At 72.4% G+C, this 26244-nt stretch carries 17 protein-coding genes; 10 read left to right on the forward strand and 7 right to left on the reverse strand.

Annotated features, from left to right (window positions below):
* Positions 1–112 precede the first annotated feature (112 nt).
* The 3 genes from dxs (at position 113) to galE (ending at position 4775) form a co-directional block, all read left to right on the forward strand.
* A complete protein-coding gene (dxs, locus tag ACF08W_RS25170) occupies positions 113–2041 on the forward strand; it encodes a 1-deoxy-D-xylulose-5-phosphate synthase (RefSeq protein WP_392280607.1) in 1929 nt (642 codons plus the stop codon).
* A 175-nt stretch (positions 2042–2216) separates the two neighbouring features.
* Positions 2217–3779: an amino acid permease gene (locus ACF08W_RS25175; RefSeq protein ID WP_392280608.1), complete on the forward strand. Its 1563-nt coding sequence runs from the start codon at positions 2217–2219 to the stop codon at positions 3777–3779.
* Between the two features lie 9 nt (positions 3780–3788).
* Positions 3789–4775 (forward strand): UDP-glucose 4-epimerase GalE, encoded by a 987-nt coding sequence (gene galE, locus ACF08W_RS25180; protein WP_352273082.1) that lies wholly within the window; start codon positions 3789–3791, stop codon positions 4773–4775.
* Positions 4776–4848: 73 nt separating this feature from the next.
* Here the strand turns inward: galE and ACF08W_RS25185 are convergent, their stop codons facing one another.
* Positions 4849–5928 carry an LCP family protein gene (locus ACF08W_RS25185; protein ID WP_385205864.1) on the reverse strand — a complete coding sequence of 360 codons (1080 nt, stop codon included), beginning with the start codon at positions 5926–5928 and terminating at the stop codon, positions 4849–4851.
* Positions 5929–6351: 423 nt separating this feature from the next.
* Between ACF08W_RS25185 and ACF08W_RS25190 the strand changes: the two genes are divergently transcribed.
* The 6 genes from ACF08W_RS25190 to ACF08W_RS25215 all read left to right on the forward strand — a co-directional run bounded on the left by ACF08W_RS25190 (position 6352) and on the right by ACF08W_RS25215 (position 16996).
* On the forward strand, positions 6352–7461 hold the full coding sequence (locus tag ACF08W_RS25190; protein ID WP_392280609.1) for a hypothetical protein: 1110 nt from the start codon (positions 6352–6354) through the stop codon (positions 7459–7461).
* A 426-nt stretch (positions 7462–7887) separates the two neighbouring features.
* The gene (locus ACF08W_RS25195) at positions 7888–9681 is read left to right on the forward strand and encodes a stealth family protein (protein WP_392280610.1); all 1794 of its coding nucleotides are present in this window, start codon (positions 7888–7890) and stop codon (positions 9679–9681) included.
* Positions 9678–10616: a hypothetical protein gene (locus ACF08W_RS25200; RefSeq protein WP_392280611.1), complete on the forward strand. Its 939-nt coding sequence runs from the start codon at positions 9678–9680 to the stop codon at positions 10614–10616. The genes ACF08W_RS25195 and ACF08W_RS25200 overlap by 4 nt, the downstream gene beginning before the upstream one ends.
* An 11-nt stretch (positions 10617–10627) precedes the next feature.
* Positions 10628–13501 (forward strand): stealth conserved region 3 domain-containing protein, encoded by a 2874-nt coding sequence (locus ACF08W_RS25205; RefSeq protein WP_392280612.1) that lies wholly within the window; start codon positions 10628–10630, stop codon positions 13499–13501.
* 58 nt (positions 13502–13559) lie between these two features.
* Positions 13560–15563, forward strand: coding sequence for a PIG-L family deacetylase (locus tag ACF08W_RS25210; RefSeq protein ID WP_392280613.1), 2004 nt, complete (start codon positions 13560–13562; stop codon positions 15561–15563).
* A gap of 44 nt (positions 15564–15607) precedes the next feature.
* The gene (locus ACF08W_RS25215) at positions 15608–16996 is read left to right on the forward strand and encodes a GDSL-type esterase/lipase family protein (protein ID WP_392280614.1); all 1389 of its coding nucleotides are present in this window, start codon (positions 15608–15610) and stop codon (positions 16994–16996) included.
* Positions 16997–17071: 75 nt separating this feature from the next.
* On the opposite strand, the gene ACF08W_RS25220 is transcribed toward ACF08W_RS25215, so the two are convergent.
* From ACF08W_RS25220 to ACF08W_RS25240, 5 genes are all read right to left on the reverse strand, one after another.
* Positions 17072–19201, reverse strand: a complete 2130-nt coding sequence (locus ACF08W_RS25220; protein ID WP_392280615.1) for a 3-hydroxyacyl-CoA dehydrogenase NAD-binding domain-containing protein — start codon at positions 19199–19201, stop codon at positions 17072–17074.
* Positions 19198–20418 carry an acetyl-CoA C-acyltransferase gene (locus tag ACF08W_RS25225; RefSeq protein ID WP_352273073.1) on the reverse strand — a complete coding sequence of 407 codons (1221 nt, stop codon included), beginning with the start codon at positions 20416–20418 and terminating at the stop codon, positions 19198–19200. Before ACF08W_RS25225 ends, ACF08W_RS25220 begins: the two co-directional genes overlap by 4 nt.
* A 251-nt stretch (positions 20419–20669) precedes the next feature.
* Positions 20670–21944, reverse strand: a complete 1275-nt coding sequence (locus ACF08W_RS25230; RefSeq protein ID WP_352273072.1) for a ribonuclease D — start codon at positions 21942–21944, stop codon at positions 20670–20672.
* A gap of 113 nt (positions 21945–22057) precedes the next feature.
* A complete protein-coding gene (locus tag ACF08W_RS25235) occupies positions 22058–22720 on the reverse strand; it encodes a LuxR C-terminal-related transcriptional regulator (protein WP_392280616.1) in 663 nt (220 codons plus the stop codon).
* A gap of 270 nt (positions 22721–22990) precedes the next feature.
* On the reverse strand, positions 22991–23650 hold the full coding sequence (locus ACF08W_RS25240; RefSeq protein ID WP_392280617.1) for a DUF3000 domain-containing protein: 660 nt from the start codon (positions 23648–23650) through the stop codon (positions 22991–22993).
* A gap of 91 nt (positions 23651–23741) precedes the next feature.
* Here ACF08W_RS25240 and hemE point away from each other — a divergent pair, with 91 nt between their 5' ends.
* Positions 23742–24815 (forward strand): uroporphyrinogen decarboxylase, encoded by a 1074-nt coding sequence (gene hemE / locus ACF08W_RS25245; protein WP_392280618.1) that lies wholly within the window; start codon positions 23742–23744, stop codon positions 24813–24815.
* A gap of 27 nt (positions 24816–24842) precedes the next feature.
* Here the strand turns inward: hemE and ACF08W_RS25250 are convergent, their stop codons facing one another.
* Positions 24843–26228 carry an FAD-dependent oxidoreductase gene (locus ACF08W_RS25250; protein ID WP_392280619.1) on the reverse strand — a complete coding sequence of 462 codons (1386 nt, stop codon included), beginning with the start codon at positions 26226–26228 and terminating at the stop codon, positions 24843–24845.
* Positions 26229–26244 lie beyond the last annotated feature (16 nt).

A 26244-nucleotide genomic window follows, 5' to 3' on the forward strand; every position in this document is an offset into this window, starting at 1 on the left:
CATATGTACGGAGTGCGTACCGAACGGACCGCCCGATGCCCCCCGGCGCGACCGGAACATTAGACTCATCGGACCGGCATGCTCGACCAGCTCAAGACGCAAGGAGGCACGGGTGGCCCTGCTGACCCGCATCGGTGGACCGCGTGACCTGGACCGGCTCACGCCCGAGCAGCTGGAGCAGCTCGCCGAGGAGATCCGGACCTTCCTCGTCGACGCGGTGTCCAAGACCGGCGGCCACCTCGGCCCCAACCTGGGCGTCGTCGAGCTGACCATCGCCCTGCACCGGGTCTTCGACTCGCCGAGGGACAAGGTGCTGTTCGACACCGGGCACCAGAGCTATGTCCACAAGCTCCTCACCGGCCGCCAGGACTTCTCGAAGCTCAAGAGCAAGGGCGGCCTCTCCGGCTACCCCTCCCGGGCCGAGTCCGAGCACGACGTGATCGAGAACTCGCACGCCTCGACCGTCCTCGGCTGGGCCGACGGCCTCGCCAAGGCCAACGAGGTGCTCCGCAGGAACGACCACGTCGTCGCGGTCATCGGTGACGGCGCGCTCACCGGCGGTATGGCCTGGGAGGCGCTGAACAACATCGCCGCCGCCAAGGACCGCCCGCTGGTCATCGTCGTCAACGACAACGAGCGCTCCTACGCGCCGACCATCGGCGGCCTCGCCAACCACCTCGCCACCCTGCGCACCACCGACGGCTACGAGCGGTTCCTGGCCCGGGGCAAGGACATCCTGGAGCGCACCCCCGTCGTCGGCAGGCCGCTGTACGAGACGCTGCACGGCGCGAAGAAGGGCCTCAAGGACTTCATCGCCCCGCAGGGCATGTTCGAGGACCTCGGCCTGAAGTACGTCGGCCCGATCGACGGCCACGACATCGAGGCGCTGGAGTCCGCGCTCCAGCGGGCCAAGCGCTTCGGCGGCCCGGTCATCGTGCACTGCATCACCGAGAAGGGCCGCGGCTACACCCCGGCGCTCCAGGACGAGGCGGACCGCTTCCACGCGGTGGGCAAGATCCACCCGGACACCGGGCTGCCCATCGCCTCCTCCGGCCTCGACTGGACCTCCGTCTTCGGCGAGGAGATGGTCAAGCTCGGCAGGGAGCGCGAGGACATCGTCGCGATCACCGCGGCCATGCTCCAGCCGGTCGGGCTGACCAGGTTCGAGAAGGAGTTCCCGGACCGGATCTACGACGTCGGCATCGCCGAGCAGCACGGCGCGGTCTCCGCGGCCGGTCTCGCCACCGGCGGTCTGCACCCCGTCTTCGCGGTGTACGCCACCTTCCTCAACCGCGCCTTCGACCAGGTCCTGATGGATGTCGCGCTGCACAAGTGCGGTGTGACCTTCGTCCTGGACCGGGCCGGGATCACCGGCACCGACGGCGCCTCGCACAACGGCATGTGGGACATGTCGATCCTGCAGTGCGTGCCCTCCCTCCGGATCGCCGCCCCGCGCGACGCCGACCAGGTCCGGGCCCAGCTCCGCGAGGCCGTCGAGGTCGACGACGCGCCGACCGTGGTCCGCTTCTCCAAGGGCGCGGTCGGCCCGGCGGTCAAGGCCGTCGGCCGGGTCGGCGGGATGGACGTGCTCCGCGAGCCCGGCGCCACCCGGCCGGACGTACTGCTGGTCTCGGTCGGCGCGCTCGCCCCGATGTGCCTGGAGATCGCCGACCTGCTGGAGGCCCAGGGCATCTCGACGACCGTCGTCGACCCGCGCTGGGTGAAGCCGGTCGACGAGGCGATGGCCCCGCTCGCCGAGCGGCACCGGGTCGTCGTCACCGTCGAGGACAACAGCCGGGCCGGCGGGGTCGGCTCCGCCGTCTCCCAGGCCCTGCGCGACGCCGGGGTCGACGTACCGCTGCGCGACTTCGGCATCCCGCCGCGCTTCCTCGACCACGCCTCCCGCAAGGAGGTCATGGCCGAGATCGGGCTGACCGCGCCGGACATCGCCCGCCAGGTCACCGGCCTGGTCGCCAAGCTGGACGGCCGTTTCGGGAGCGGCACCGAGGCCGGTGCGGTGATCGAGCCCGCCCGCGACTGACGCCGCCGCGGCCCCGAGCGGGCCGGACCGCCGCCGCACGGCAATGGGCCGGTCGGGTCACCCTGTACGGGTGGTCCGACCGGCCCATTCGTGTGAAATCGCCCGATTTGTCACCCTGGTTCGTCGCGCCGGGCCCGAATCATGGCGTACACGACGAATGCGCGGAGGTACGCAGGTGACTGCCCAGCAGGACACACCACCCAGCGGTGACGGACTGTTCCGGACCAAGACGGTCGAGGAGTCCATCCGCGACACCGAGGAGCCGGAGCACGCGCTGCGGAAGTCCCTCTCCGCCCTGGACCTCACGGTCTTCGGCGTGGGCGTCATCATCGGCACCGGCATCTTCGTCCTCACCGGCAAGGTGGCCAAGGAGACGGCGGGGCCCGCCACCGCGATCGCCTTCGTCGTCGCGGGGGTCGTCTGCGCGCTGGCCGCGCTCTGCTACGCCGAGTTCGCCTCGACCGTCCCGGTCGCCGGTTCGGCGTACACCTTCGCGTACGCCTCGCTGGGCGAGCTGGTCGCCTGGATCATCGGCTGGGACCTGGTGCTGGAGTTCGCGCTGGGTACGGCGGTGGTGGCGGTCGGCTGGTCCGGGTACGTCCGCTCGCTGCTGGAGAACTTCGGCTGGCACGTCCCCGACGCGCTCTCCGGAACGGACGCGGCAAAAGGTTTCGGCTTCGACATCCTGGCGTTCTTCCTGGTGCTCGTGCTGACCGTGGTGCTGGTGCTCGGGATGAAGCTCTCCGCCCGGGTCACGACCGTGGTCGTCGCCATCAAGGTCGTGGTGGTCCTGATCGTGATCATCGCCGGGAGCTTCTTCGTGAAGGCGGCCAACTACTCGCCGTTCATCCCCGAGGCGCGGCCGCAGACCGGCGGCTCCGGCCTGACCGAACCCCTGGTCCAGCTGATGTTCGGCTACGCGCCCACCAACTTCGGCGTCATGGGCATCTTCACCGCCGCCTCCATCGTCTTCTTCGCCTTCATCGGTTTCGACGTGGTGGCCACCGCCGCCGAGGAGACCAAGGTGCCGCAGCGCGACATGCCGCGCGGCATCCTGGCCTCCCTCTTCGTCTGCACCGTGCTCTACGTGGCCGTCTCGCTGGTGGTGACCGGCATGGAGCACTACTCCGACCTGTCGGTGGAGGCCCCGCTCGCCGACGCCTTCAAGGCCGTCGGCCACCCCGTCTACGCCGGGCTCATCAGCTTCGGGGCCGCGATCGGCCTCACCACCGTCTGCCTCATCCTGCTGCTGGGGCAGACCCGGGTCTTCTTCGCGATGAGCCGCGACGGGCTGCTCCCCAGGTTCTTCTCCAAGACCCACCCGAAGTTCCGCACCCCGTACCGCCCGACCATCCTGCTCGGCGTGGTCATCGCCGTCGTCGCCGGGTTCACCAGCATCAACGAGCTGGCGGCGCTGGTGAACATCGGTACGCTCTTCGCCTTCGTCGTGGTCGCCCTCGGGGTGCTGGTGCTGCGCCGCACCCGCCCCGACCTGCACCGCGCGTTCCGTACCCCGTGGGTGCCGTTCGTCCCCATCGCGTCGGTGGCCGCCTCGGTGTGGCTGATGCTCAACCTCCCGGCGGAGACCTGGCTGCGGTTCGGTATCTGGATGGCCATCGGCGTGGTCATCTACTTCACCTACGGGCGTGCGCACAGCCGGCTGCACGGGCGGCGGACCGCGGGTGACGGCGGCCGGTCCGGCCGCGGGCGGAAGGGGCGCCCCGGGCAGGGGTCATAGGATGCCCATATGACTTGGTTGATCACGGGTGGCGCGGGTTTCATCGGGGCGCATGTCGTACGGGCGATGCTCGACGCGGGCGAGCGGGTGGTCGTGTACGACGACCTGTCGACCGGTGACCCGGCCCGGATCCCCGACGGGGTGCCCTTCGTCAAGGGCTCCACGCTCGACCGGGAGGCGCTGGACCGGGCGATCGCCGGGCACGGCGTCGACGGCGTCGTCCATCTGGCGGCCAAGAAGCAGGTGGCCGAGTCCGTGGCCCGTCCGCTGCACTACTACCGGGAGAACGTGTACGGGCTCCAGACCCTGCTGGAGGCCGTCACCTCGGCGGGCGCCCGCCGCTTCCTGTTCTCCTCGTCGGCCGCCGTCTACGGTCTGCCGGACGTGGACCTGGTCACCGAGGCCACGCCCTGCGCGCCCATCAACCCCTACGGCGAGACGAAGCTGGCGGGCGAGTGGATGGTCCGCGCGGCGGGCGCGGCGCACGGCATGGCGACGGCCTCGCTCCGCTACTTCAACGTGGCCGGCGCGGCCTCGGCGGACCTCGCCGACACGGGGGTCCACAACCTGGTCCCGATGGTCTTCGAGCGGCTCACGGCGGGCGAGGCCCCGCTGGTCTTCGGCGACGACTACGCCACCCCGGACGGCACCTGCATCCGCGACTTCATCCATGTCGCCGACCTCGCCACGGCCCATGTCGCCGTGGCCGGGGCGCTCGCGGCCCGTGGCGACGGCACCGACCTCACGGTCAACATCGGCCGGGGCGAGGGCGTCTCGGTGCGGGAGATGATCGCCCTGATCGGCGAGGTCACCGGCTACGGACCGGCGGCCGAGCCGGTGGTGCGGCCCCGTCGCCCCGGCGACCCGGCCCGGGTGGTGGCCGCCTCCGACCTGATGCGCTCCGAGCTGGAGTGGACGGCGCGGCACGGGGTGCGCGCGATGGTCGAATCGGCCTGGGAGGGCTGGTGCCTGTACCACCCCGAGGCGCGGCGCTGACGCGCTCCGGCCTACGGCGATGCCCCGGAACCACGCGGTTCCGGGGCATCGCCGTACGGCTGGTCCGGCCCGGTCAGCCGCCGGTCGCCGGCGACTTCTTCGCGGACTCGGGGATGGTGGAGTCCTCGCGGATCGCCTTCCAGAGCGTGTCGGCCTGGGGCCGGGCCGCGACGACCCGGTTCGGGTCCACCTTGTCGTACGCGACCGGCAGCATGATGGTCTCCATCGTGCCCGGGTCGACACCGTTCATTGACCGGGCGAACTCCGCCAGGGAGGTCAGCGAGGCCAGCCCGGAGTCGGTGGTCAGCGACTTGGTCGCGGAGTTGGCCACCTTGTAGGTCTTCGCCGGACTGCCCAGCAGGTCCTGCGACTTGACCTCGCTCAGCAGGGCCAGCAGGAACTGCTGCTGGAGGCCGATGCGGCCGAGGTCGCTGCCGTCGCCGATGCCGTGCCGGGTCCGGACGTAGGCGAGGGACTGGGTGCCGTCGAGCCGGTGCGTACCGGCGGTCAGGTCGAGCCCGGAGGACTTGTCGTGGATGGGCTTCTCGACGTCGACGGTGACTCCGCCGATGGCGTCGACGAGGTCCTTGAACCCGGCGAAGTTGATCTCCAGGTAGTGGTCGATGCGGACCCCGGACATCTTCTCCACGGTCTTGACCACACAGGCCGGGCCGACCTGGGAGTACACCGAGTTGAACATCACACGGTCCGCCGTGGGCACCGCCGTGCCGTCGGCCTTGGTGCACTCGGGCCGGGTCACCAGCGTGTCGCGCGGTATGGAGACCGCGACGGCCCTGCTCCGGCCCTCGGGGATGTGCACCACCATGGCGGTGTCGGAGCGCGCGCCGCTGACGGCGCCGCCACCGCCCAGCTCCTTGTTCTCGGCGCCGTCCCGCGAGTCGGAGCCGAGAACGAGCAGGTTCTGTCCGCTGGTCGGAAGCTTCTCGGGGCGGTCCTCGCCGAGCGCCTTGTCGATGTCGACGCCGGTGATGTTCCCGTCGAGCCTGCTGTACAGCCAGTACGTGGTAGCGCCACCGGCGACCACGAGCACCAGCAGCGTGACGAGCACGGCGCGCCTGATGCGCTGACCGCGGGTACGGACCTTGCGGCCCCGGGACTTGCGGCGGGAGGACGGATCGGATTCGTCAGACATACATGCAGCTCGTCATCGTCTGGGCCCCTGGGCCGGTGGGGGACCACTGAGGCGAGGCGGGACCTCCCGTCGCGGCCCGGCCACGGGGGACCGGGAAACGGAAGGGGGGATCGTACGGAACACCCGCCCGCGGCTCATGGGGCGCGCGCTGGGCAGGGTCACGGCGGGCGTCGCCGACCGCGCAGGCGCCGACGGATCGGACGCTGGAGCACTATAGGCAGATTTTCCGAGCGGGCGGGAGGGCGGCCGCCCTCGGGGAAGCCGGGAGGGGCCCGGCCCCGCGACGGCGAGGGTGGGAAGCGTCACACCCCGCGTACCTGCCGAGGACGTGCCCCGAGGCCCGGTCGGAGGCTGAGCATATGATGTGTCGGCCACGTACGGGCGGGTTGAAGAACCGGTGAAGCGGAGAAGGTGTTGCGGGCCATGCGGAGAAGAGCGTCGGACTCCGCGAGCGGCCCCCGCCCGCTCGACCCGCCGTCCGGCCACCGCCGGGTCCTCGGGACGCCGCGCGGCCGCTGGATGCCGCTCGGCAAGGACGGCAGGCTCACGCTCTACGCCCGTACGGAGGGCGGTCTGCTGCGCTGGACGCAGCGGAGCCCTGGCGGGGACCGGTGGGACGGGCCGGAGTTCCTGCCGGTCGCGGGTCTGACGGACGTGACCGTCGTTCAGGGCGCCAACTCCTACGTGCACTTTCTGGGCCGGCGCGAGCGCACCGGTGCCGACGGCCCGAAGGTGGACTTCGTCCACGCCGTCCAGTACCAGACCGGCCGCCCCGTCACCGCGTGGCGTTCCCTGGGCAACTTCCACCGCGACCGCGAGGAGGGCCGGAAGGCCGGTGCGCCGGCCGGGGCCGTCGACGCGAAAGGAACGGTCTTCGTCTTCGCACGCAACGCGGGGCGCGGACTCCAGATGCGCCGCGAGGGAAAGACCGGGAAGTGGGGGGCCTGGCAGGACCTCAAGGGGGTCGGGCTCGCCGCGGAGGTGGTGGCCTCGGCGACGTCGGGCGGGCTCGTGGAGGTCTTCGCACCCAGCGACAGCGGGGTGCAGCAGTGGCGTCAGGACGCCCCGGACGGCCCGCTGACGGCCGCCCGGCCCGCGCAGTTCTACGCGTTGGCGGGTTCCGCGACCGCGGTGGAGACGGCGCCCGACCGCCTCACCTACTACTGGACCGACGCGAACACGGCCGGGGTCGTCGCCCACCGGGCGGGCGCCTGGCCGCTGGCGGCGGGCGGGCAGCCGGGGGACGGCGCCGTCGTGGCGCTGCGCACCCCGCTCGACGGCTACGACTGCACGGTTCTCGCGCAGCGCGGGGCGGGCGGCACCCTGCTGATCGGGGTCTGCGGCACCGAGGCGGAGCAGGGCGGTGTCTGGTGGTCGGACACCACCAAGGAGTGCTCCGGCGATCCCGCCCTCGCGCTCGACGGGCACGGCCGGGTCGTCGTGGCCGTGTGCGAACCGGACGGGGGCGTGTCCCTCGCCCGGCAGGAGGACGGCCCGGGGCTCACGCTCCCGCCGCACTGGCACCGGATCTGATCCGGCGCCGTCCCCGTCGGGCTCCGGGAGCGCCGGGCGACACCCGGCGGCATCCGGCGACACCGGTTCGCCTCCCCGCGTTCATGTGACGTTCCCGTGGACTCGTAAAAGGTTGTACGAATTTTCCGGTGGGATTCCTCACGCCTTTTTGTCGTACATGTGCGCTTTTTTGGTTGGACATTGATCGCTTCCTTATGTGAAGGTTCTGTGACTTGCTCGTGGGTGAGCGGGGTCGACCGTCCGGAGAGACGTTCGGCATGGTGAATGACAGCTTTCGGTCTCATTCCGTTCGTCGTCCGGGCACGAGGTGGTGTCCGGACGCGGCAGGCGCTGGGCCGCAGTGGCGTGGGTGGTGGATGCCTCGTGGCCGGTTCCGGCAATCCGGAGGCGGGATCGTTGGTCTCGGCCTACCGGTCCGTCATACCCATGGGCGCGCGCCGGGGCATCGTCCGCAAAGTGCCCGCCCCGCTGCGCTCCGCCGTCAAGTCCTCGTTCACCTCCGTCGACGCCGTCCGGTCGGCGACGGTCGTCTGGGCGATGGGCGGCCGGCGCAGGACCCCCCGGCACAGCGCGGCCTACGCGCAGCGGGTGGTCCGCCTCGGGGGACGGCACATGCGCGCCCTCCTCGTCGAGGGCGCCACGGCGTGGGCGGCCCGGGCGCGCAATCTGCACATCCTCACCGCCGTGCTGGAGGCCGAGGGCATCGAGTACTTCTGCATCCGCGGCACCGCGAAGGACATCCCGACGGTCGCGGTGCCCGGCGCCCTCCGCGAGACCGTCGAGGAACTGCTCCGGCTCGCCTTCGAGGAGGCCCCCGGCTACATCGGCGCGGCCACCACGTCGGAGTCGGGCGTACGCCCCGGCGAGGACGCCAGGTCCTGGCGGCAGCTGCGCAAGCACGACGCCCTCCGGGTCGCCTGGTACGTCACCGACCCCACGCAGCACCTCGTCTTCGGTATCGACCAGGGTTGCGACCTGGAGTTCTGGGCGGAACGAGACGGCCACTACGAAGCCCCCCGCCCCAACCGCGTGGTCGACCAGGTCCCGGCGGACACCCCGAGGCCGGCCGCCCCGCAGGCACTCTTCGCCCTCGTGCCCGGCGCCTACACCACCGGGGTCGCACGGACCCTGCCGGAGTTCACCCAGCCCCTCCCGGACGACCACCTCTTCCCCATCGACGTCGTCTACACCTGGGTCGACGACTCCGACCCGGTGTGGGCCGCGGAACGGGACTCCGCCCGCTCCGGACGCCCCGGCGCCCCCGCCCCGGCCCTGCACGACCAGGCCGCCAACGACGCCCGTTTCACCAGCCGCGACGAACTGCGCTACTCGCTGCGGTCGCTGCACCAGTACGCGCCCTGGGTGCGCAACGTCTACCTGGTCACCGCGGGTCAGGTGCCCGCCTGGCTCGACACCGACGTACCGGGCCTGGAGGTCGTCGACCACCGGGAGATCTTCTCCGACCCCGCCGCGCTGCCGACCTTCAACTCCCACGCCATCGAGAGCCAGCTCCACCGGATCGACGGCCTGTCCGAGCACTTCCTGTACCTCAACGACGACGTGTTCCTCGGCCGGCCGCTCACCCCCGGACACTTCTTCCACGCCAACGGACTCAGCAAGTTCTTCCAGTCCAAGGCGCTCGTGCCGACCGGCTCCGCGGGCCCCGGCGACCTGCCGGTGAACGCGGCCGGCAAGAACAGCAGGGACCTCATCGAGCGGTCCTTCGGCACCCGGATCGCGCAGAAGATGAAGCACACCCCGCACGCCCTGCGCCGCAGCGTCCTCTCCGACATCGAGCGGGTCTACGCCGAGGAGCACCGCCGCACCCAGCACTCCCGCTTCCGCTCGCCCCAGGACGTCCCGATCACCTCGTCCCTGCACCACTACTACGGCTTCCACACCGGCCGGGCGACCGTCGGCAACCTGCGCTACGTCTACGTCGACCTCGCCGCCGACCAGGCGCCCCGCCGGCTCAACTCGCTGCTCGCCCGACGCGACTTCGACACCTTCTGCCTCAACGACACCGTCGTCCACCCCGACCCCGAGGCCCAGGACCGCATGGTCCGCTCCTTCCTCGCCCACTACTTCCCCGTACCCAGCCGGTACGAGCTGCCCGCCGGGACCACCGCACCCACCCGGCTCACCGACCGCCGCGTCCTCCGGCCGAGCCTGGACGCGGGCCCCTCCCACCACGGCCTCGCCGACGGAGCCGCCCGATGAAGCGCCGACGACCTCTGCGCGCCCTGCGCCGCCGGACAGGCCGGCAGATCACCCGCGTCCGGTCGGTGCTGCTGCGCCGGGTCTTCCTGCCGCGACGCGAGGGCCGGGCCGCCGTACTCCGCTATGCCGCCGTGCTCGACGGACAGACCGTCAACCTGCACGCCCGACTGCCGCGCCGGGTGCGCCCGGACGAGGGCGCCCGGATCGAGCTGAGGCGCCGGGGCCGCAGGTTCACCACCGACGCCCGGGTCTACACCGACCACGACGGAGGTGTCGCCATGGACGCCGCGGTCCTGCTCGGCCAGGACGTGCACGGGCTGCCCCTGACCCCCGGCCGCTGGAAGATCCGGCTCCGTCTCTCCCAGGGGCTGCGCCGCACACTGCCCCTGCTCCTCGTCGACCTCCCCGTGCCGTACGGCGGCCCGACCCGGCCCATGGAGGCGTCCGCGGCGACCGGGGCCCGCTACCGGCTCGGCCGGAGCGTCACCGGGAACGCCCGGGTGACGTTCAGCCCCTCCCAGCCCTCGGCGGAGGTGGTGCGCGTCCAGGTCAGCCACAGCCACGTCGAGGTCGCCTTCCGCGTGGTCGGAGGAGAGCCCGAAGCCCCCTGGGCCGAGTTCGTCGCCTCCGGGCGCCGGCTGGAGGCCGACGTCGAGCGGACCGCGGAAGGCCTGTGGCAGGTCACCGCACCGCTGCACCTCATGGCGCCCCGCCGGGACCGCGCCGAACAGTGGGACCTGGTCCTGTGCTCGGACAACCTGCGCGACATGCGCCTGGGACGGCGTCTGCACGACGTACGCAACCCCGGACGGGTCTTCGCCTACCGGCAGACCGCGGTCACTCCGGCCGGCCGGCCCCCCATGCTCGTACTGCCCCGCTACACACCCGCGGGTAACTTCCGCATCCAGTGCAGCCCGATGACGGAAGCCGCGTAACCGAGAACCCCATGAAGATCACCTTTCTCCTGCTCACCGCGGACGCCGTCGGCGGCACCGAACGGGCCGTGTTCAACCAGGCGGCCGAACTCGCCGGCAACCACGACGTCCGGGTCCTGAGCATCCTCAGGACCCGGACGGAACTGTTCTTCCCGATCGACGAGCGCGTCCGCGTCGACTACCTCATCGACCGGACCGGGCCCACCCCCGTCCCGGTCCGCCCCACCGGCCTGGCCGACGAGGCGTGGGCGCAGGTGGCCGACCGGCCGAGCACCCTGGTGGACCCCGCCTGGGAAGCGGCCTTCAACCGGCTGACCGACCTGGAACTGGAGTACGCGCTCCAGCACACCGACACCGATCTCCTCATCACCACCACACCGGCGCTCATGGCGCTCGCGGTGCAGCTCGCGCCCCCGCACGTGATGACGCTCCACCAGGAGCACCGGGTCTCCGAACTGCGCGGCCCCAGCGCCGAACCGCTGCTGCGCTACGCCTCCCGCCTGGACGCCCTCGCCGTACTCAGCAACCGCACCCGCGACTGGTTCGCCGAGACCCTCGGCCACAGCGCACCGCGCATCGACGTCGTCCCCAACGCCCTGCCGCGCGGCTTCCGGCCACGCTCCACCCTGGAGACCCGGACCGTCGTCATCGCGGGCCGGCTGGTCGGCGAGAAGCAGATCGACCACGCCATCACCATCTGGCACACCGTGGCCCGCCACCACCCCACCTGGACCCTGCGCATCTTCGGCGACGGCCCGCTCAGCGGCGCCCTGCGGCGCCAGATCGACGTGCTCGGCCTGCACGACAGCGTCCAGCTCAACGGCAACTCCCCGCACCTGGCCGAGGAATGGGCCAAGGCCAGCATCGCCCTGATGACCTCCCGCAACGAGGCGTTCCCCCTCGTGCTGACCGAGGCCCAGGCCGCCGGTGTCCCCGTCGTCTCCTACGACTGCCCCAACGGCCCCCGCGAGGTCGTCCTCGACGGACGGACCGGCATCCTCGTCCCGGCCAACGACACCGACGCCGCCGCCCGGGCGCTCATCCGGCTCATCGAGGACGCCCCGCTGCGGCACGGCATGGGGCGCGCGGCCGCCGAATCCGTGGCCCGGCTCGCCCCGCCCGTGGTGACCGCGATGTGGGAGGACGTCTTCGCCGGACTGGAGAGCGAACGGGCCTCCGGACAGCGCGAGGCCCGCAAGGCGGAGCGACAGGCCCTGCACTCCCTGATGAGCGGCCAGGAGGGAATCCTCCGCCCGGCCGCCCCGGCCCCCGCCACCACGGTCGACACCAAGGAGCAGCGCGCCCTGGAGGACCGGCTGCTCCGGTCCGACCGGGGCCTCGTACGCGACGGCGGACAGCTGTGCCGCCGGATGACCGCCGAATCGCCCTGGGACGTCGTCCAGCACAACCTGGCGCTGGTCGCCACGGCCCTGGAACAGGCCCGGATCCCGTACTTCGTCACCCGGGACACCAACGTCCGGCACGCCGTCGCCGTCCACAGCTCCAACCGGGAGCTCGTCCTCAAGGCGCTCACCGCGACCCACGGCAGCAGCGCCGTCTACGTGGCGCTGCTCAACGAACGCCAGAGCCCGACCGCCACGGTCCTCGCCGCCTTCGCCGAACGCCACGCCCAGACCGCCTGCCCGGCCGTCCGCGTCTACCAGAACACCGTCAGCCCCGCCCGCACCCTCCGCCTCGCCGGGGTCTACGGCTGCACGATCAACTTCTGGGAGGAGGACCCCGAGGACCCGCGGATGATGGTCTCCCCGGTCCGCACCGTGGTCGGGGACAAGGTGCCCACCCGGACCATGCACCAGACCCAGACGGTGCTGGGCGGACGCACCTACCCCACCATCGAGCCGTACGCCCGCACCGTCCACGGGGACGTCGACTTCCCCGTCGACGCCGTGTACACCTGGGTCGACGGCGGCGACGTCGCCTGGCTGGAGCGGAAGAACGCGGTGATGCGCGCCCTCGGCATGGAGACCGAGGACTCCGCGAGCAGCGCCGCCCGCTTCCGCGACCGCGACGAACTGCGCTACTCGCTGCGCTCCATCGACATGTACGCCCCGTGGATCCGCACCATCCACCTGGTCACCGACCAGCAGGTCCCGGACTGGCTCGACGTGGACCACCCGAGGGTCCGGGTCGTCGACCACCGGGAGATCTTCGCCGACCCGTCGGTGCTGCCCACGTACAACTCGCACGCCATCGAGAGCCAGCTGCACCGCATCGACGGGCTGTCCGAGCACTTCCTGTACTTCAACGACGACGTGTTCATCGGCCGGGTGCTCCAGCCGGGCATGTTCTTCCACAGCAACGGCGTCGCCAAGCACTTCATGTCCCCCACGACCGTGCCCATGGGGCCGACAGAGGGCACCGACGAGTTCAACATGAGCGCCGCCAAGAACAACCGCGCCCTGATAGCCGACACCTTCGGGCAGTTCCTCGCGCACTCCTTCCTGCACGCGCCGCACCCGCTGCGCCGCAGCGTCCTCGCCGACATCGAACGTTCCTACCCGCAGGCCGTCGCGGCGACCGCCGCCGGCCGGTTCCGCAGCCACTCCGACCTGGCGATCGCCTCCTCGCTGCACCACTACTACGGCTTCCACACCCAGCGTTCGGCGCCGGGCAGCATCAACTGCGGCTTCGTCAACGTGGGACTGAGCGAGCACAAGCAGCGGCTCTCCCGCCTCCAGCTCAACCGCCCGCACGACGTCTTCTGCCTGAACGACTACCACGACGGCGATGTCACCGAGGACGAGCAGGACGCCGTCCTGGCGGCGTTCCTGCCCTCGTACTTCCCGGTGGCCAGCCAGTTCGAGGCCGGCTCCCCGCGCAACCAGCGCTTCCACGCCGGACAACTGCCGCAGTGGCCGCTGTGAGCGCGCCCCACGCCGCCCGCCGTCCGCCCGCCGCGCCCGATCGGAGCACCGACCGACCATGACCCAGCCCCCCGAGGCGAGCTCCACCTCCCTGTTCCAGGTGTTCGCCCACGCCGACGACGACCTCTACTTCGTCAACCCCGACCTGTACCGGGTGCTGGCCGCGGGCCACCGCGTCACCAGCGTCTACCTCACGGCCGGTGAGGCCGACGGACGCAACGTGGACACCCGCGACCCGCTGCGGGACCAGGCCCCGGTCGACTTCGCCGGCTACATGGAGGCCCGCCAGAACGGTCTGTGCGCCGCCTACGCCACCATGGTCCTCGGCGACCGGGAGGCCCCCTGGACCCGGGAGCCGGTCGAGCTCGTTCCGGGCGTGGCCGCCGAGCGGTTCTACCTGGAGCAGGCGCCGCACGTGCAGCTCTTCTTCCTGGGGCTGCGGATGGCGGACACCGCGCACGGCTTCCCCGCGGACGGGCCGCAGGCCCGGCTGACCAGCCTGTGGGACGGGCGCGCCGCCCGCCAGCCCACCCTCCTCGCCGCCGGGTCCGCGCTGCACCAGCCGCAGGAACTCGGCCGCGAGGACGTCGTCGCCGCGCTCACCCAGCTCCTCTCCTACGCCCGGCCCACGCTGCTGTGGACCATGGACCCGGACCCGCTGCACGAGTCGTACGACGAGGGCCGCGGCATCACCTCCAGCGACCACGCCGACCACACCGCCACCGCCCAGTTCGCCCGCGAGGCGCTCCGCCGCCACCTGCGCGCCGGAAGCCGCCCGCCGCTGACCGAGCACTTCACCGGCTACGGCAACAAGAACTGGCCGAGCAACCTCAGCGAACGCTCCCACGCGCTCAAGAAGTCCCTGATCGACGTGTACGCGGGCGCCGACGGCCACCCGTGCGCGCACCGCCACTGCGGCGACCTCCAGCTCGGCGACGGGGCCGACATCCGCCGCTACGGCTGGAGCACCCGCAGCCGCTACCCCCAGGGCACCCAGTGGCTGCACCGGCAGGGCGACGGCCGGCTCGCCGCGTACACCGTCCTCGGCGACCAGGCCGCCGTGTGGACGGAGACCGAGGCGGGCGGCGGACACTTCGAGGGGCCGCTGCTGCTGCCGGGCGGTGACCTCCTGCCGTGCCTCGCCGTCGCCCCCGACCGCACCGGGGGCGTCCACCTCGTCGGACTGCGGCGCGTCCAGGGCCCCGAGGGCCGGGCCGATGTCGACGTGGTCCGCATGTGGCGCCAGGGGCACACCGGTTCCGTGCTGCCCTGGGAGTCCCTCGGCAACCCCGACGAGGCCACCGGGGACTGGCGGCGGTGCCGCGAGGCCGGGGTCCCCGCCGCCGTGGTCGACCCGGCCGGTCACCTCCATGTCTTCGTACGGAACTTCTCCGTGGGCGTCAGCATGCGCCGCGAGACGCCGGAGGGGCTCACCGCCTGGGAGGTGCTCGGCGGGCGCTGGATGCAGGACTCCCTGACCGCGGTGGCGCGCTCCACCGGCCGCATCGACATGTACGCCACCAACCGCACCGGCGGGGTGCGGTGGCGGCAGGAGGCCGTCTACGGACCGTTCAAGCTGGAGGACCAGCTGGTCACCGGGGTGCCGGAGAGCTGGCGCCCGGCCTCCGGCCTGACCCCCGTACAGGTCGGCCGCAACCGTGTCGCGCTGTTCTACCGGGAGGAGGACTCCGGAGCGGTGATGCGCCACCGGCAGCGCCCCAACGGGACGTGGGAGCAGCGGGTGGACCGGCTCAGCGACGACGGCGGCACCGGGGCGGTCGCCGCCGCCCGGCTGCTCACCCCGGAGCGGGACCTCCTGGTCGTCGCCCGCCGGGACGAGCGGAGCAGGCCCGCGGTGACCGTGCTCCCCACGGACGGGCGGACCACCGCGCCGCCCGACTGGGAACACCACGAGATCGTCATGACCGGGGCACCGGCGGTCGCCGCCGACGCGCACGGCCGGGCGGTCGTCGCCGTGTTCGGCACGGACGGACGGCTGCACTGGACGAGGCAGGACACGTCCTGGCCGGACCCCGGGTTCGGCCCCTGGCACGCGGCCTGACCCCGGCCCGGACCACCCGACCACGGACACGAGAAGAAGAGACCATGCGAAAGATCTGCGTCATCGGCAACTCGGTGGCCGCCTCCCGCACCGAGGAGGAGTCCCCGCTCGCGGGCTGGGGCCAGTACCTCGGGGAGTTCCTGGGCCCCGACTGCGACATCCGCAACTACGCGCGCGACGCCATGACGCTGCGGGACTACTTCACGGGCCGGTTCGCCGCGCTGCTCACCCTCGTCGGCCCCGGTGACCTCGTCCTCGTCGCCTTCGGCCATGTCGAGCAGCGGATCAACCAGCTCAACCGGTACCACGGCCCGCGGGAGTACAAGGAGTACCTGCGGCTGTACGTCGAGGCGCTGAGGGCCGAGGGAGCCGTGCCGGTCCTGGTGACCCCGGCGGCCCGCTGCGTCTTCGACGCCCGGGGCGCCGTGGTGGACAGCCACGACGGATACGCCCGGCTGACCCTGGAGGCCGCGGCGGAGACCGGCTGCCCGGTCGTCGACATGAACGCCGCCACCACCGGGCTCCTCACCGAGCTGGGGCCCACACGGGCCCGGGGCCTGTTCCGGTGGCTGGACCCGGGGGAGCACCCGGCGCATCCGAAGGGCATCGTCGACGCCTCGCACTTCAACCACGAGGGGGCCCGGGAGGCGGCGCGGCTGGTGGCGGCCGGACTGGCCGCCGTGCCGGGGCTGCCACCCGGCCTGGTGGACGTCCAGAGCCTGGCGCCCGGACAACTGCCGCCCGTGCAGCCCGAGTTCACCGTGCAGCAGCCGCAGCTCGCGCTGACCTCCCCGCCCGTGACGTCCGCCGCCCCGGCCGTGACGTCCCCGTCCTTCGGCGAACCGGTCGGTGCCGCGCGCAAACTGACCGGCACGGCTCCCGAGGGCGCCGACTACGTACTCCTCTTCGAGGAGGGGGAGTACCTCGGCGGCACCCGCACCGACGGGGACGGGGGGTGGCAGTGGCGGCGCGCCGTGCGATGGCCCGCCGGGCGGCACAAGGTGACCGCGGTCGCCCTCGTCGGCCCGGGGGTGTCCACCGCGGCGGAGACCGAGTTCGAGGTCGTCGACCGGCTGGCGGCGCCCGAGGTGATCGGCCCGCGCAAGGGTGCCTGGAGCGGCCCCCGCCCCCGGTTCTCGGGCACGGCCGCGCGCGGCACCGACAAGGTCATGGTGCTGGAGCAGGGGCGGCTGATCGCCGAGGCCCCGGTCCAGGACGACGGGAGCTGGCGGGTCACCCACCCCCACGACTGGCGGCCGGGCACCTACGAGGTGGAGTTCGTCGCCGTGTTCAGCGCCATCCACTCGCCCCCGGCACGGCTGGAGCTGAGGGTGCACGGCGTTCCCGAGGACAGCTGGCTGCACACCTCGATGTCCGCGCGCGCCTCCTGCGGCCCGGACTGCGCGCACTATCCGGCGCTCCCCGCCTGGTGAGACGGCCCCCGGACAGCGGAACGGGCCGCACGGAACGATCTCCGTGCGGCCCGCCGTCGCGTCGGCGAAGGGTGGTTACGCGGGAACGCTGGCCACGCCCTGCGCGAGGAACTTCTTCCCGTTCATCCGCTCCGAGACGCCCTCACGGTCCAGGTACGGCGTGATGCCGCCCAGGTGGAAGGGCCAGCCGGCGCCGGTGATCAGGCAGAGGTCGATGTCCTGGGCCTCGGCGACGACGCCCTCGTCCAGCATCAGACCGATCTCCTGCGCCACCGCGTCCAGCACCCGGTCGCGCACCTGCTCCTCGGACAGGACGACGTCGCCCTGCTTGAGGAGGGCAGCGACCTCCGGGTCCAGCTCCGGCTTCCCGGAGTCGTAGACGTAGAAGCCGCGCTTGCCGGCCTTGACGACGGCCGCGAGGTTCTCCGAGACGGTGAACCGGTCCGGGAAGGCGCGGTTCAGGGTCTCCGAGACATGCAGACCGATGGCCGGGCCGACCAGTTCCAGCAGCACCAGCGGCGACATCGGCAGACCCAGCGGCTCGACGGCCCGCTCGGCGACGGCGACCGGGGTGCCCTCGTCGATGACGTTCTGGATCTCGCCCATGAAGCGGGTGAGGATGCGGTTGACGACGAACGCCGGGGCGTCCTTCACCAGCACCGCGGTCTTCTTCAGCTTCCGCGCCACACCGAAGGCCGTGGCCAGCGAGGCGTCGTCGGTCCGCTCGCCGCGGACGATCTCCAGCAGCGGCAGGATCGCGACCGGGTTGAAGAAGTGGAAGCCGACGACCCGCTCGGGGTGCTTCAGCTTCGACGCCATCTCGGTGACCGAGAGCGAGGAGGTGTTGGTGGCGAGGATCGCGTGCGCCGGGGCGACCGCCTCGACCTCCGCGAACACCTGCTGCTTGACGCCGATCTCCTCGAAGACGGCCTCGATGATGAAGTCGGCGTCGGAGAAACCCTCCGCCTTGTCCAGCACGCCCGTGACCAGGGCCTTCAGGCGGTTGGCCTTGTCCTGGTTGATCCGGCCCTTGCCGAGCAGCTTCTCGATCTCGGAGTGGACGTAGCCCACGCCCTTGTCGACCCGCTCCTGGTCGATGTCGGTCAGCACGACCGGCACCTCCAGGCGGCGCAGGAAGAGCAGCGCCAGCTGCGAGGCCATCAGACCGGCACCGACGACACCGACCTTGGTGACCGGGCGGGCCAGGTTCTTGTCCGGGGCACCGGCCGGGCGCTTGGCGCGCTTCTGGACCAGGTTGAAGGAGTAGATCCCCGAGCGCAGCTCGCCGCCCATGATCAGGTCCGCGAGGGCCCGGTCCTCGGCGTCGAAGCCGGCGCCCAGGTCGCCGTCCTTGGCCGCCTCGATGATCTCCAGCGCGCGGTACGCGGCCGGGGCCGCACCGTGCACCTTGGAGTCGGCGATGGCCCGGCCGCGCGCGACGGCCTCGTCCCAGGCCTCGCCGCGGTCGACCTCGGGACGCTCCACGGTGACCGTGCCGTTCAGCACGTCCGCCGTCCAGACCAGCGACCGCTCCAGGAAGTCCGCGCCCTCGAAGAGCGCGTCGGCGATGCCGAGCTCGAAGACCTGCTTGCCCCTGAGCTGACGGTTCTGGTTCAGCGAGTTCTCGATGATGACCGAGACCGCGCGGTCGGCACCGATCAGGTTGGGAAGCAGCGCGCAGCCGCCCCAGCCCGGGACCAGACCGAGGAAGACCTCGGGCAGCGAGAAGGCGGGCAGCGCCTTGGAGACGGTCCGGTACGAGCAGTGCAGCCCGACCTCGACACCGCCGCCCATCGCCGCGCCGTTGTAGTAAGCGAACGTCGGGACCGCGAGGCCGGACAGGCGCCGGAACACGTCGTGGCCGCCCTTGCCGATGGCCAGCGCGTCGTCGTGGTTCTTCAGCAGCTCGACGCCCTTGAGGTCGGCGCCGACGGCGAAGATGAACGGCTTGCCGGTGATGCCGACCCCGGTGATCGCACCCTCGGCGGCCTCCTTCTCGACCTGGTCGATCGCGGCGTTCAGGTTCGCCAGCGACTGCGGTCCGAAGGTGGTCGGCTTGGTGTGGTCCAGGCCGTTGTCCAGCGTGATGAGGGCGAAGCGGCCCGCACCGGCCGGGAGGTCCAGGTGGCGTACGTGCGCCTGGGTGACGACCTCGTCGGGGAACAGCTCGGCCGCACCCTTCAGAAGCTCAGCGGTGGAGCTCACTTGTTGCCTCCGTTGAAGTTCGGGTTCTCCCAGACGACCGTCGCGCCCATGCCGAAGCCGACGCACATGGTGGTGATGCCGTAGCGGACCTCGGGCTGCTCCTCGAACTGCCGGGCCAGCTGGGTCATCAGACGCACGCCCGAGGAGGCCAGCGGGTGACCGTAGGCGATGGCGCCGCCGTACTGGTTGACCCTCGGGTCGTCGTCGGCGATGCCGTAGTGGTCGAGGAAGGCGAGCACCTGGACGGCGAACGCCTCGTTGATCTCGAACAGACCGATGTCGTCGATCGTCAGACCGGCCTGGGCCAGGGCCTTCTCGGTCGCGGGGATCGGGCCGTAGCCCATGACCTCCGGCTCGACACCGGCGAAGGCGTAGCTGACCAGCCGCATCTTGACCGGGAGGCCCAGCTCGCGGGCGACGTCCTCGGCGGCGAGCAGCGAGGCGGTGGCGCCGTCGTTGAGCCCGGCGGCGTTACCGGCGGTGACCCGGCCGTGCGGACGGAACGGGGTCTTCAGACCGGCGAGCGACTCCAGGGTCGTCCCCGGGCGCATCGGCTCGTCGGCGGTGACCAGGCCCCAGCCGGTCTCCCCGGCCTCGGCGTTGGTGCGGCGGACCGAGATCGGCACCAGGTCCTGCTGGATCTTGCCGTCGGCGTACGCCTTGGCGGCCTTCTCCTGCGAGCGCACCGCGTACTCGTCGGCGCGGGCCTTGGTGATCTGCGGGTAGCGGTCGTGCAGGTTCTCCGCGGTCATCCCCATGAAGAGGGCGGACTCGTCGACCAGCTTCTCCGAGACGAAGCGCGGGTTCGGGTCCACGCCCTCGCCCATCGGGTGGCGGCCCATGTGCTCGACACCGCCGGCGACCACGACGTCGTACGCGCCGAAGGCGATCGAACCGGCCGTCGTGGTGACGGCGGTCAGGGCGCCCGCGCACATGCGGTCGATCGAGTAGCCGGGCACGGACTGCGGCAGACCCGCCAGGATGCCCGCCGTGCGGCCCAGGGTCAGACCCTGGTCACCGATCTGGGTGGTCGCGGCGATGGCGACCTCGTCGATCCGCGCGGGGTCCAGGTCCGGGTTGCGGCGCAGCAGCTCCCGGATGGCCTTCACGACGAGATCGTCGGCGCGGGTCTCGTGGTAGATGCCCTTCGGGCCCGCTTTGCCGAACGGGGTACGGACGCCGTCGACGAAGACGACGTCCCGGATGGTACGAGGCACGGTGGCTCTCCTCCAGGGTGCGGGATGGCACTGCTGCGCGGCACGCCCGGAAGCGTGCTGCTCCCCACATGCTACTTGCGGGTAACCAGACTGCCCACCCCCTGCGCCGGGAGCGGCGAAGGTCACACGGCCCCGCCCCCGGTCCCGGCCCCGGGAACGCCGAACGCCGGACGGGCCGGAATCGGTCCGTCCGGCGTTCGGGCGCGTACGGGTCGGGAACCTGGCGCGATTACGCCCCCGGTGCGGCCGGCTCAGGCGGCCGACGACAGCGCGCGCAGCAGCAGCGGGGCCACCTGCTCGATCTGCCAGCGGCGCGCCCCGTACCCGGCGAGCGCGGTCTCCACCGCGTCCGGCGTCGGGTGCTTGGGCGGCTCCCAGCAGAGCCGGCGCACCGTGTCCGGGGTGATCAGGTTCTCCTGCGGCATGTGCAGCCGCTCGGCGAGCTCCGACACCGCGGTGCGGGCGGCCGAGAGCCGGGCCGCCGCCGCGGGGTCCTTGTCCGCCCAGGCGCGGGGCGGCGGCGGGCCGGTGAGCGCCTGGCCGGGCTGCGGCAGCTCGGACTCCGGCAGCGCCTTGGCCCGGTCGACGGCCGCCTGCCACTGCTCCAGCTGGCGCCGCCCCATGCGGTGGCCGAAGCCGGGGAGCGCGGTCAGGGCCTGGACGTTCGGCGGGAGCGCGAGGGCCGCCTCGATGATCGCGGCGTCGCCCAGCACCTTGCCCGGGGAGACGTCGCGGCGCCGGGCGACCTGGTCGCGCGCGGTCCACAGCTCCCGGACCGCCGCCATCTGACGGCGGCGGCGGACCTTGTGCATGCCGGAGGTGCGTCGCCAGGGGTCCTTGCGCGGAGGAGCGGGCGGGGCGGCGGCGATCGCGTCGAACTCCTCGCGCGCCCACTCCAGCTTGCCCTGCCGGTCGAGCTCGTCCTCCAGGGCGTCGCGCAGGTCGATCAGCAGCTCGACGTCGAGCGCCGCGTAGCGCAGCCAGGGGTCGGGCAGCGGACGGGTCGACCAGTCGACGGCGGAGTGCCCCTTCTCCAGGGAGAAACCGAGCACGTTCTCCACCATGGCGCCGAGGCCGACGCGCGGGAAGCCGGCCAGCCGGCCGGCCAGCTCGGTGTCGAAGAGCCCGGTGGGGGTCATCCCTATCTCGCGCAGACACGGCAGGTCCTGGGTGGCGGCGTGCAGGATCCACTCGCTGCCGGTCAGGACCTCGCCGAGTCCGGACAGGTCGGGGCAGCCGACCGGGTCGATCAGCGCACTGCCGGCGCCCTCCCGGCGCAGCTGCACCAGATAGGCGCGCTGGCCGTAGCGGTAACCCGAGGCCCGCTCGGCGTCGACGGCCACCGGCCCCGACCCGCGGGCGAAGGCGGCGACCACCCGGGCCAGCGCGTCCTCGGACGCCACCACCGGGGGAATGCCCTCGCGCGGTTCGAGCAAGGGGATCGGCGCCGGGGCGACGTCGTCCGGGGGAGCGCCCCCGGTGGTTCGCAGTGAACTGTCTGCTGCGGTCTCTTGGGCGTCGGTCACGTGTCAAGGGTATCCGTGTATGCACGGAGCCCGTCGACGGAACGTTCCGCCGACGGGCACCGATGAGCACAAACCAGCCGGGCCGTGGCCGTGCGCGCGGTCCGGTGCGGGTGTCAGTGGATGATCCCGGTACGCAGCGCGACGGCGACCATGCCCGCGCGGTCGCCGGTGCCGAGCTTGCGGGCGATCCGGGCGAGGTGGCTCTTGACGGTGAGCGCGGACAGGCCCATCGAGACGCCGATGGCCTTGTTGGACTGGCCCTCGGCGACCAGCCGGAGCACCTCCACCTCGCGGCCGGACAGTTCGCGGTAGCCGCCGGGGTGGCCGGAGGCGCCCGGCGGGCGTCGGTGCATACGGGCGGCGTTGGCGCCGATGGGCGCGACGCCGGGGCGGGCGGGGTGGCCGATATTGGTTCGTGTTCCGGTGACGACGTAGCCCTTCACGCCGCCCGCGAGGGCGTTGCGGACGGCGCCGATGTCGTCGGCGGCGGACAGGGCGAGGCCGTTCGGCCAGCCGGCCGCCCGGGTCTCGGACAGCAGGGTCAGCCCGGAACCGTCGGGCAGGTGGACGTCGGCTACGCAGATGTCGCGCGGGTTGCCGACGCGGGGACGGGCCTCCGCGATGGACGACGCCTCGATGACGTCACGTACTCCGAGTGCCCACAGATGGCGGGTGACGGTGGAACGGACGCGCGGGTCGGCCACGACGACCATGGCCGTCGGCTTGTTCGGGCGGTAGGCGACCAGGCTTGCGGGCTGCTCTAGGAGAACGGACACCAGGCCTCCTGGGGAGTGGCGGGACGGGCCGGCTCAGTGGTGGGCCGGGGCGAACCGTGCTTGAAGGGTCATTGACCTCTTCGGCAGCAGGACCCTGCTCCTTTAGGGGATGATCGCGATTTGATGCGTAACAATTCGGGCAAATCGGGCGCACGATCGATTGTACGAAAAAAGTGCCGGTGACTGGGCGACATGGGTGACGCGCAGTGACCGGCACAGCCCGTTTTCGGCCATTCGGAAGATTGTGCGGTTCGGAGGGGTGCGGGCCGCTCAGGAGACCTGGGGGCCGCGCCGCTGGGGGAGCGTCACCACCGCCGCGTCCACCGGCCCCGAGGGCGGCAGACCGGCGATCTGGCAGAGCAGATCGCCCCAGGCCATCAGGTGCGCGGCGGCGTCCGGGACCCCGCCCCGGCCCTCCCTCGGCGTCCAGGACGCCCGGATCTCGATCTGGGTCGCCGGACGCCGCGTCTCCAGCGTGCCGAAGTAGTGCGAACCCGCCCGGGTCACCGTCCCCCCGGCCTCCCCGTACGACAGGCCGCGCGCCTCCAGCGCACCGGTCAGCCAGGACCAGCACACCTCGGGCAGCAGCGGATCGGCGGCCATCTCCGGCTCCAGCTCGGCCCGCACCAGCGTGACCAGCCGGAAGGCGCCCTGCCAGGCATCGTGCCCGGCCGGGTCGTGGAGCAGCACCAGACGGCCGTCGGCCAGATCGTCCTCGCCGTCGACGACCGCCGCCTCCAGCGCGTACGCGAACGGGGCCAGCCGCCGGGGCGGCCGGGTCGGTTCCACCTCCAGCTCGGGGCGGAGCCGCGCCGCGTGCAAGGCGTCCACCGCCGACCGGAACGCGGGCGGGACGAAACCGCCCTCCTCGCTGTCCTTGCCGTCAGCGTCGTCGGTTCGATCGGAGAAGTGTCCCTGCGCCGGAGCCATGCGGGGAAGAGTAGGCGGAAGAGGCGCTTCGCGCAGGGAGGGACACATACACGTGCCCGGCCGCCGGGGCCGCCGTGCGAAGATTCCTGGTGTGAGTGCCAACGATCGCCCCATGGGCCAGCAGCCGAAGACCCCCGCCACCCATGAGTCGGCGTTCCTGAAGGCGTGCCGCCGCGAGCCGGTCCCGCACACGCCGGTCTGGTTCATGCGCCAGGCGGGCCGCTCGCTCCCCGAGTACCTGAAGGTCCGCGAGGGCATCCCGATGCTCGACTCCTGCATGATCCCGGAGCTGGTCGCCGAGATCACGATGCAGCCCGTCCGCCGCCACAAGGTCGACGCCGCGATCTACTTCAGCGACATCGTCGTCCCCCTCAAGGCCATCGGGATCGACCTCGACATCAAGCCCGGCGTCGGCCCGGTCATCGCCGACCCGATCCGCACCCGCGCCGACCTGGCCCGGCTGCGCGACCTGACGCCCGAGGACGTCTCGTACGTCACCGAGGCCATCGGCCTGCTCACCGCCGAGCTGGGCGCCACCCCCCTCATCGGCTTCGCCGGGGCGCCGTTCACCCTGGCCAGCTACCTCGTGGAGGGCGGCCCGTCCCGCAACCACGAGCACACCAAGGCCCTGATGTACGGCGACCCGGAGCTCTGGGCCGACCTGCTGGACCGGCTCGCCGAGATCACCGGCGCCTTCCTCAAGGTGCAGATCGAGGCGGGCGCCTCGGCCGTCCAGCTCTTCGACTCCTGGGTGGGCGCGCTGTCCCCCGCCGACTACCGGCGCTCGGTGCTCCCCGCCTCCGCGAAGGTCTTCGACGCGGTCGCCGGCTACGGCGTCCCCCGCATCCACTTCGGCGTCGGCACCGGCGAACTCCTCGGCCTGCTCGGCGAGGCCGGTGCGGACGTGGTCGGCGTCGACTGGCGCGTCCCGCTGGACGAGGCCGCGCGCCGGGTCGGCCCCGGCAAGGCGCTCCAGGGCAACCTCGACCCCGCCGTGCTGTTCGCGCCGACCGAGGCCGTGGAGGCCAAGACCCGCGAGGTGCTGGACGCCGCCGCCGGTCTGGAGGGCCACATCTTCAACCTGGGCCACGGCGTGATGCCGTCGATGGACCCGGACGCGCTGACCCGGCTCGTCGACTTCGTCCACACCAGCACCGAGCGCTGACCCGCCGCCGGACGCGGGCCCCGCCGTTCAGGCGGTGCCCGCCCGGCGCACCGCCGTCACCGCCTTGCGGGCCGCCACCAGCACCGGGTCCCACACCGGGGAGAACGGCGGCGCGTACCCCAGGTCCAGGGCGGTGAGCTGCTCCACCGTCATCCCCGCCGTGAGCGCCACGGCCGCGACGTCCACCCGCTTGGCCGCCCCGTCCCGGCCCACGATCTGCACCCCGAGCAGCCGCCCCGTGCGGTACTCCGCGAGCATCTTCACCGTCATCGGCCGCGCCCCCGGGTAGTAGCCCGCCCGGCCCGTCGACTCGATCGTCGCCGTCACGAACCGCAGCCCCACCGCGCGGGCGTCCTTCTCCCGCAGACCGGTGCGGGCGATCTCCAGGTCGCACACCTTGCTCACCGCCGTCCCGACCACCCCCGGGAACGTCCCGTAGCCGCCCGCGACGTTGGACCCGATGACCTGGCCGTGCTTGTTGGCGTGGGTGCCCAGCGCGATGTGCCGGGTACGGCCCGCCACCAGGTCGAGCACCTCGACGCAGTCGCCGCCCGCCCAGATGTCGTCCCGGCCGACGACCCGCATCGACAGGTCCGTCAGCAGCCCGCCGTGCGGGCCCAGCGGGAGGCCCGCCGCCCGCGCCAGCTCCGTCTCCGGCTCCACCCCGATGCCGAGCACCACCACGTCCGCCGGGTACTCCGTCCCGCCCGCCACGACCGCGCGGACCCGCCCGTCCGGGCCGGTGCGGATCGCGGTGACCCCGGCCCGGTTCACCGTGGTGATGCCGAGACCGTCCATCGCCTCGTGCACCAGCCGCCCCATGTCCGGGTCGAGCGTCGCCATCGGCTGCTCGCCCCGGTTGAGCACGGTCACCGCGAAACCGTGCTTCAGCAGCGCCTCCGCCATCTCCACACCGATGTAGCCCGCCCCGACGACGACCGCCCGCCGGTCGCCCGGCGCCCGGTCCAGTGTCTCCAGCAGCGCCTGCCCGTCGTCCAGGGTCTGCACCCCGTGCACCCCCGGCGCGTCCATCCCGGGCAGCGCCGGACGCACCGGACGGGCCCCGGTCGCGATCACCAGCCGGTCGTACCCCGTCCAGTACGCCTCGCCGCTGCCCAGGTCCACCGCCCGCACCCGCCGCCCGGCGACATCGACCCCGGTGACCTCGGTGCGCATCCGCAGATCGATGGAGCGGGCCCGGTGCTCCTCGGGAGTCCGCGCGATCAGCGCGTCCGGCCCCGCGACGTCGCCGCCCACCCAGTACGGGATGCCGCAGGCGGAGTACGAGGTGAAGCCGCCCCGCTCGAAGGCGACGATCTCCAGCTCCCCGGGCCCCTTCAGCCTGCGGGCCTGCGACGCGGCGGACATGCCCGCCGCGTCGCCGCCGATGACCACCAGTCGCTCCGCCGCCATGTCCGGTTCTCCCTCC

The sequence above is a fragment of the Streptomyces sp. NPDC015144 genome (genome assembly GCF_043079735.1).
In the GTDB taxonomy this organism is placed as follows: Bacteria; Actinomycetota; Actinomycetes; order Streptomycetales; family Streptomycetaceae; genus Streptomyces.

What these genes read in the sequence shown, in the direction of transcription:
- ACF08W_RS25190 (WP_392280609.1), top strand. Translation starts at nt 6,352, where the DNA reads ATGCGGAGAAGAGCGTCGGACTCCGCGAGCGGCCCCCGCCCGCTCGAC.
- ACF08W_RS25195 (WP_392280610.1), top strand. Translation starts at nt 7,888, where the DNA reads ATGGGCGCGCGCCGGGGCATCGTCCGCAAAGTGCCCGCCCCGCTGCGC.
- ACF08W_RS25200 (WP_392280611.1), top strand. Translation starts at nt 9,678, where the DNA reads ATGAAGCGCCGACGACCTCTGCGCGCCCTGCGCCGCCGGACAGGCCGG.
- ACF08W_RS25215 (WP_392280614.1), top strand. Translation starts at nt 15,608, where the DNA reads ATGCGAAAGATCTGCGTCATCGGCAACTCGGTGGCCGCCTCCCGCACC.
- galE (WP_352273082.1), top strand. Translation starts at nt 3,789, where the DNA reads ATGACTTGGTTGATCACGGGTGGCGCGGGTTTCATCGGGGCGCATGTC.
- ACF08W_RS25250 (WP_392280619.1), bottom strand. Translation starts at nt 26,228, where the DNA reads ATGGCGGCGGAGCGACTGGTGGTCATCGGCGGCGACGCGGCGGGCATG.
- ACF08W_RS25205 (WP_392280612.1), top strand. Translation starts at nt 10,628, where the DNA reads ATGAAGATCACCTTTCTCCTGCTCACCGCGGACGCCGTCGGCGGCACC.
- ACF08W_RS25240 (WP_392280617.1), bottom strand. Translation starts at nt 23,650, where the DNA reads ATGGCTCCGGCGCAGGGACACTTCTCCGATCGAACCGACGACGCTGAC.
- ACF08W_RS25185 (WP_385205864.1), bottom strand. Translation starts at nt 5,928, where the DNA reads ATGTCTGACGAATCCGATCCGTCCTCCCGCCGCAAGTCCCGGGGCCGC.
- ACF08W_RS25210 (WP_392280613.1), top strand. Translation starts at nt 13,560, where the DNA reads ATGACCCAGCCCCCCGAGGCGAGCTCCACCTCCCTGTTCCAGGTGTTC.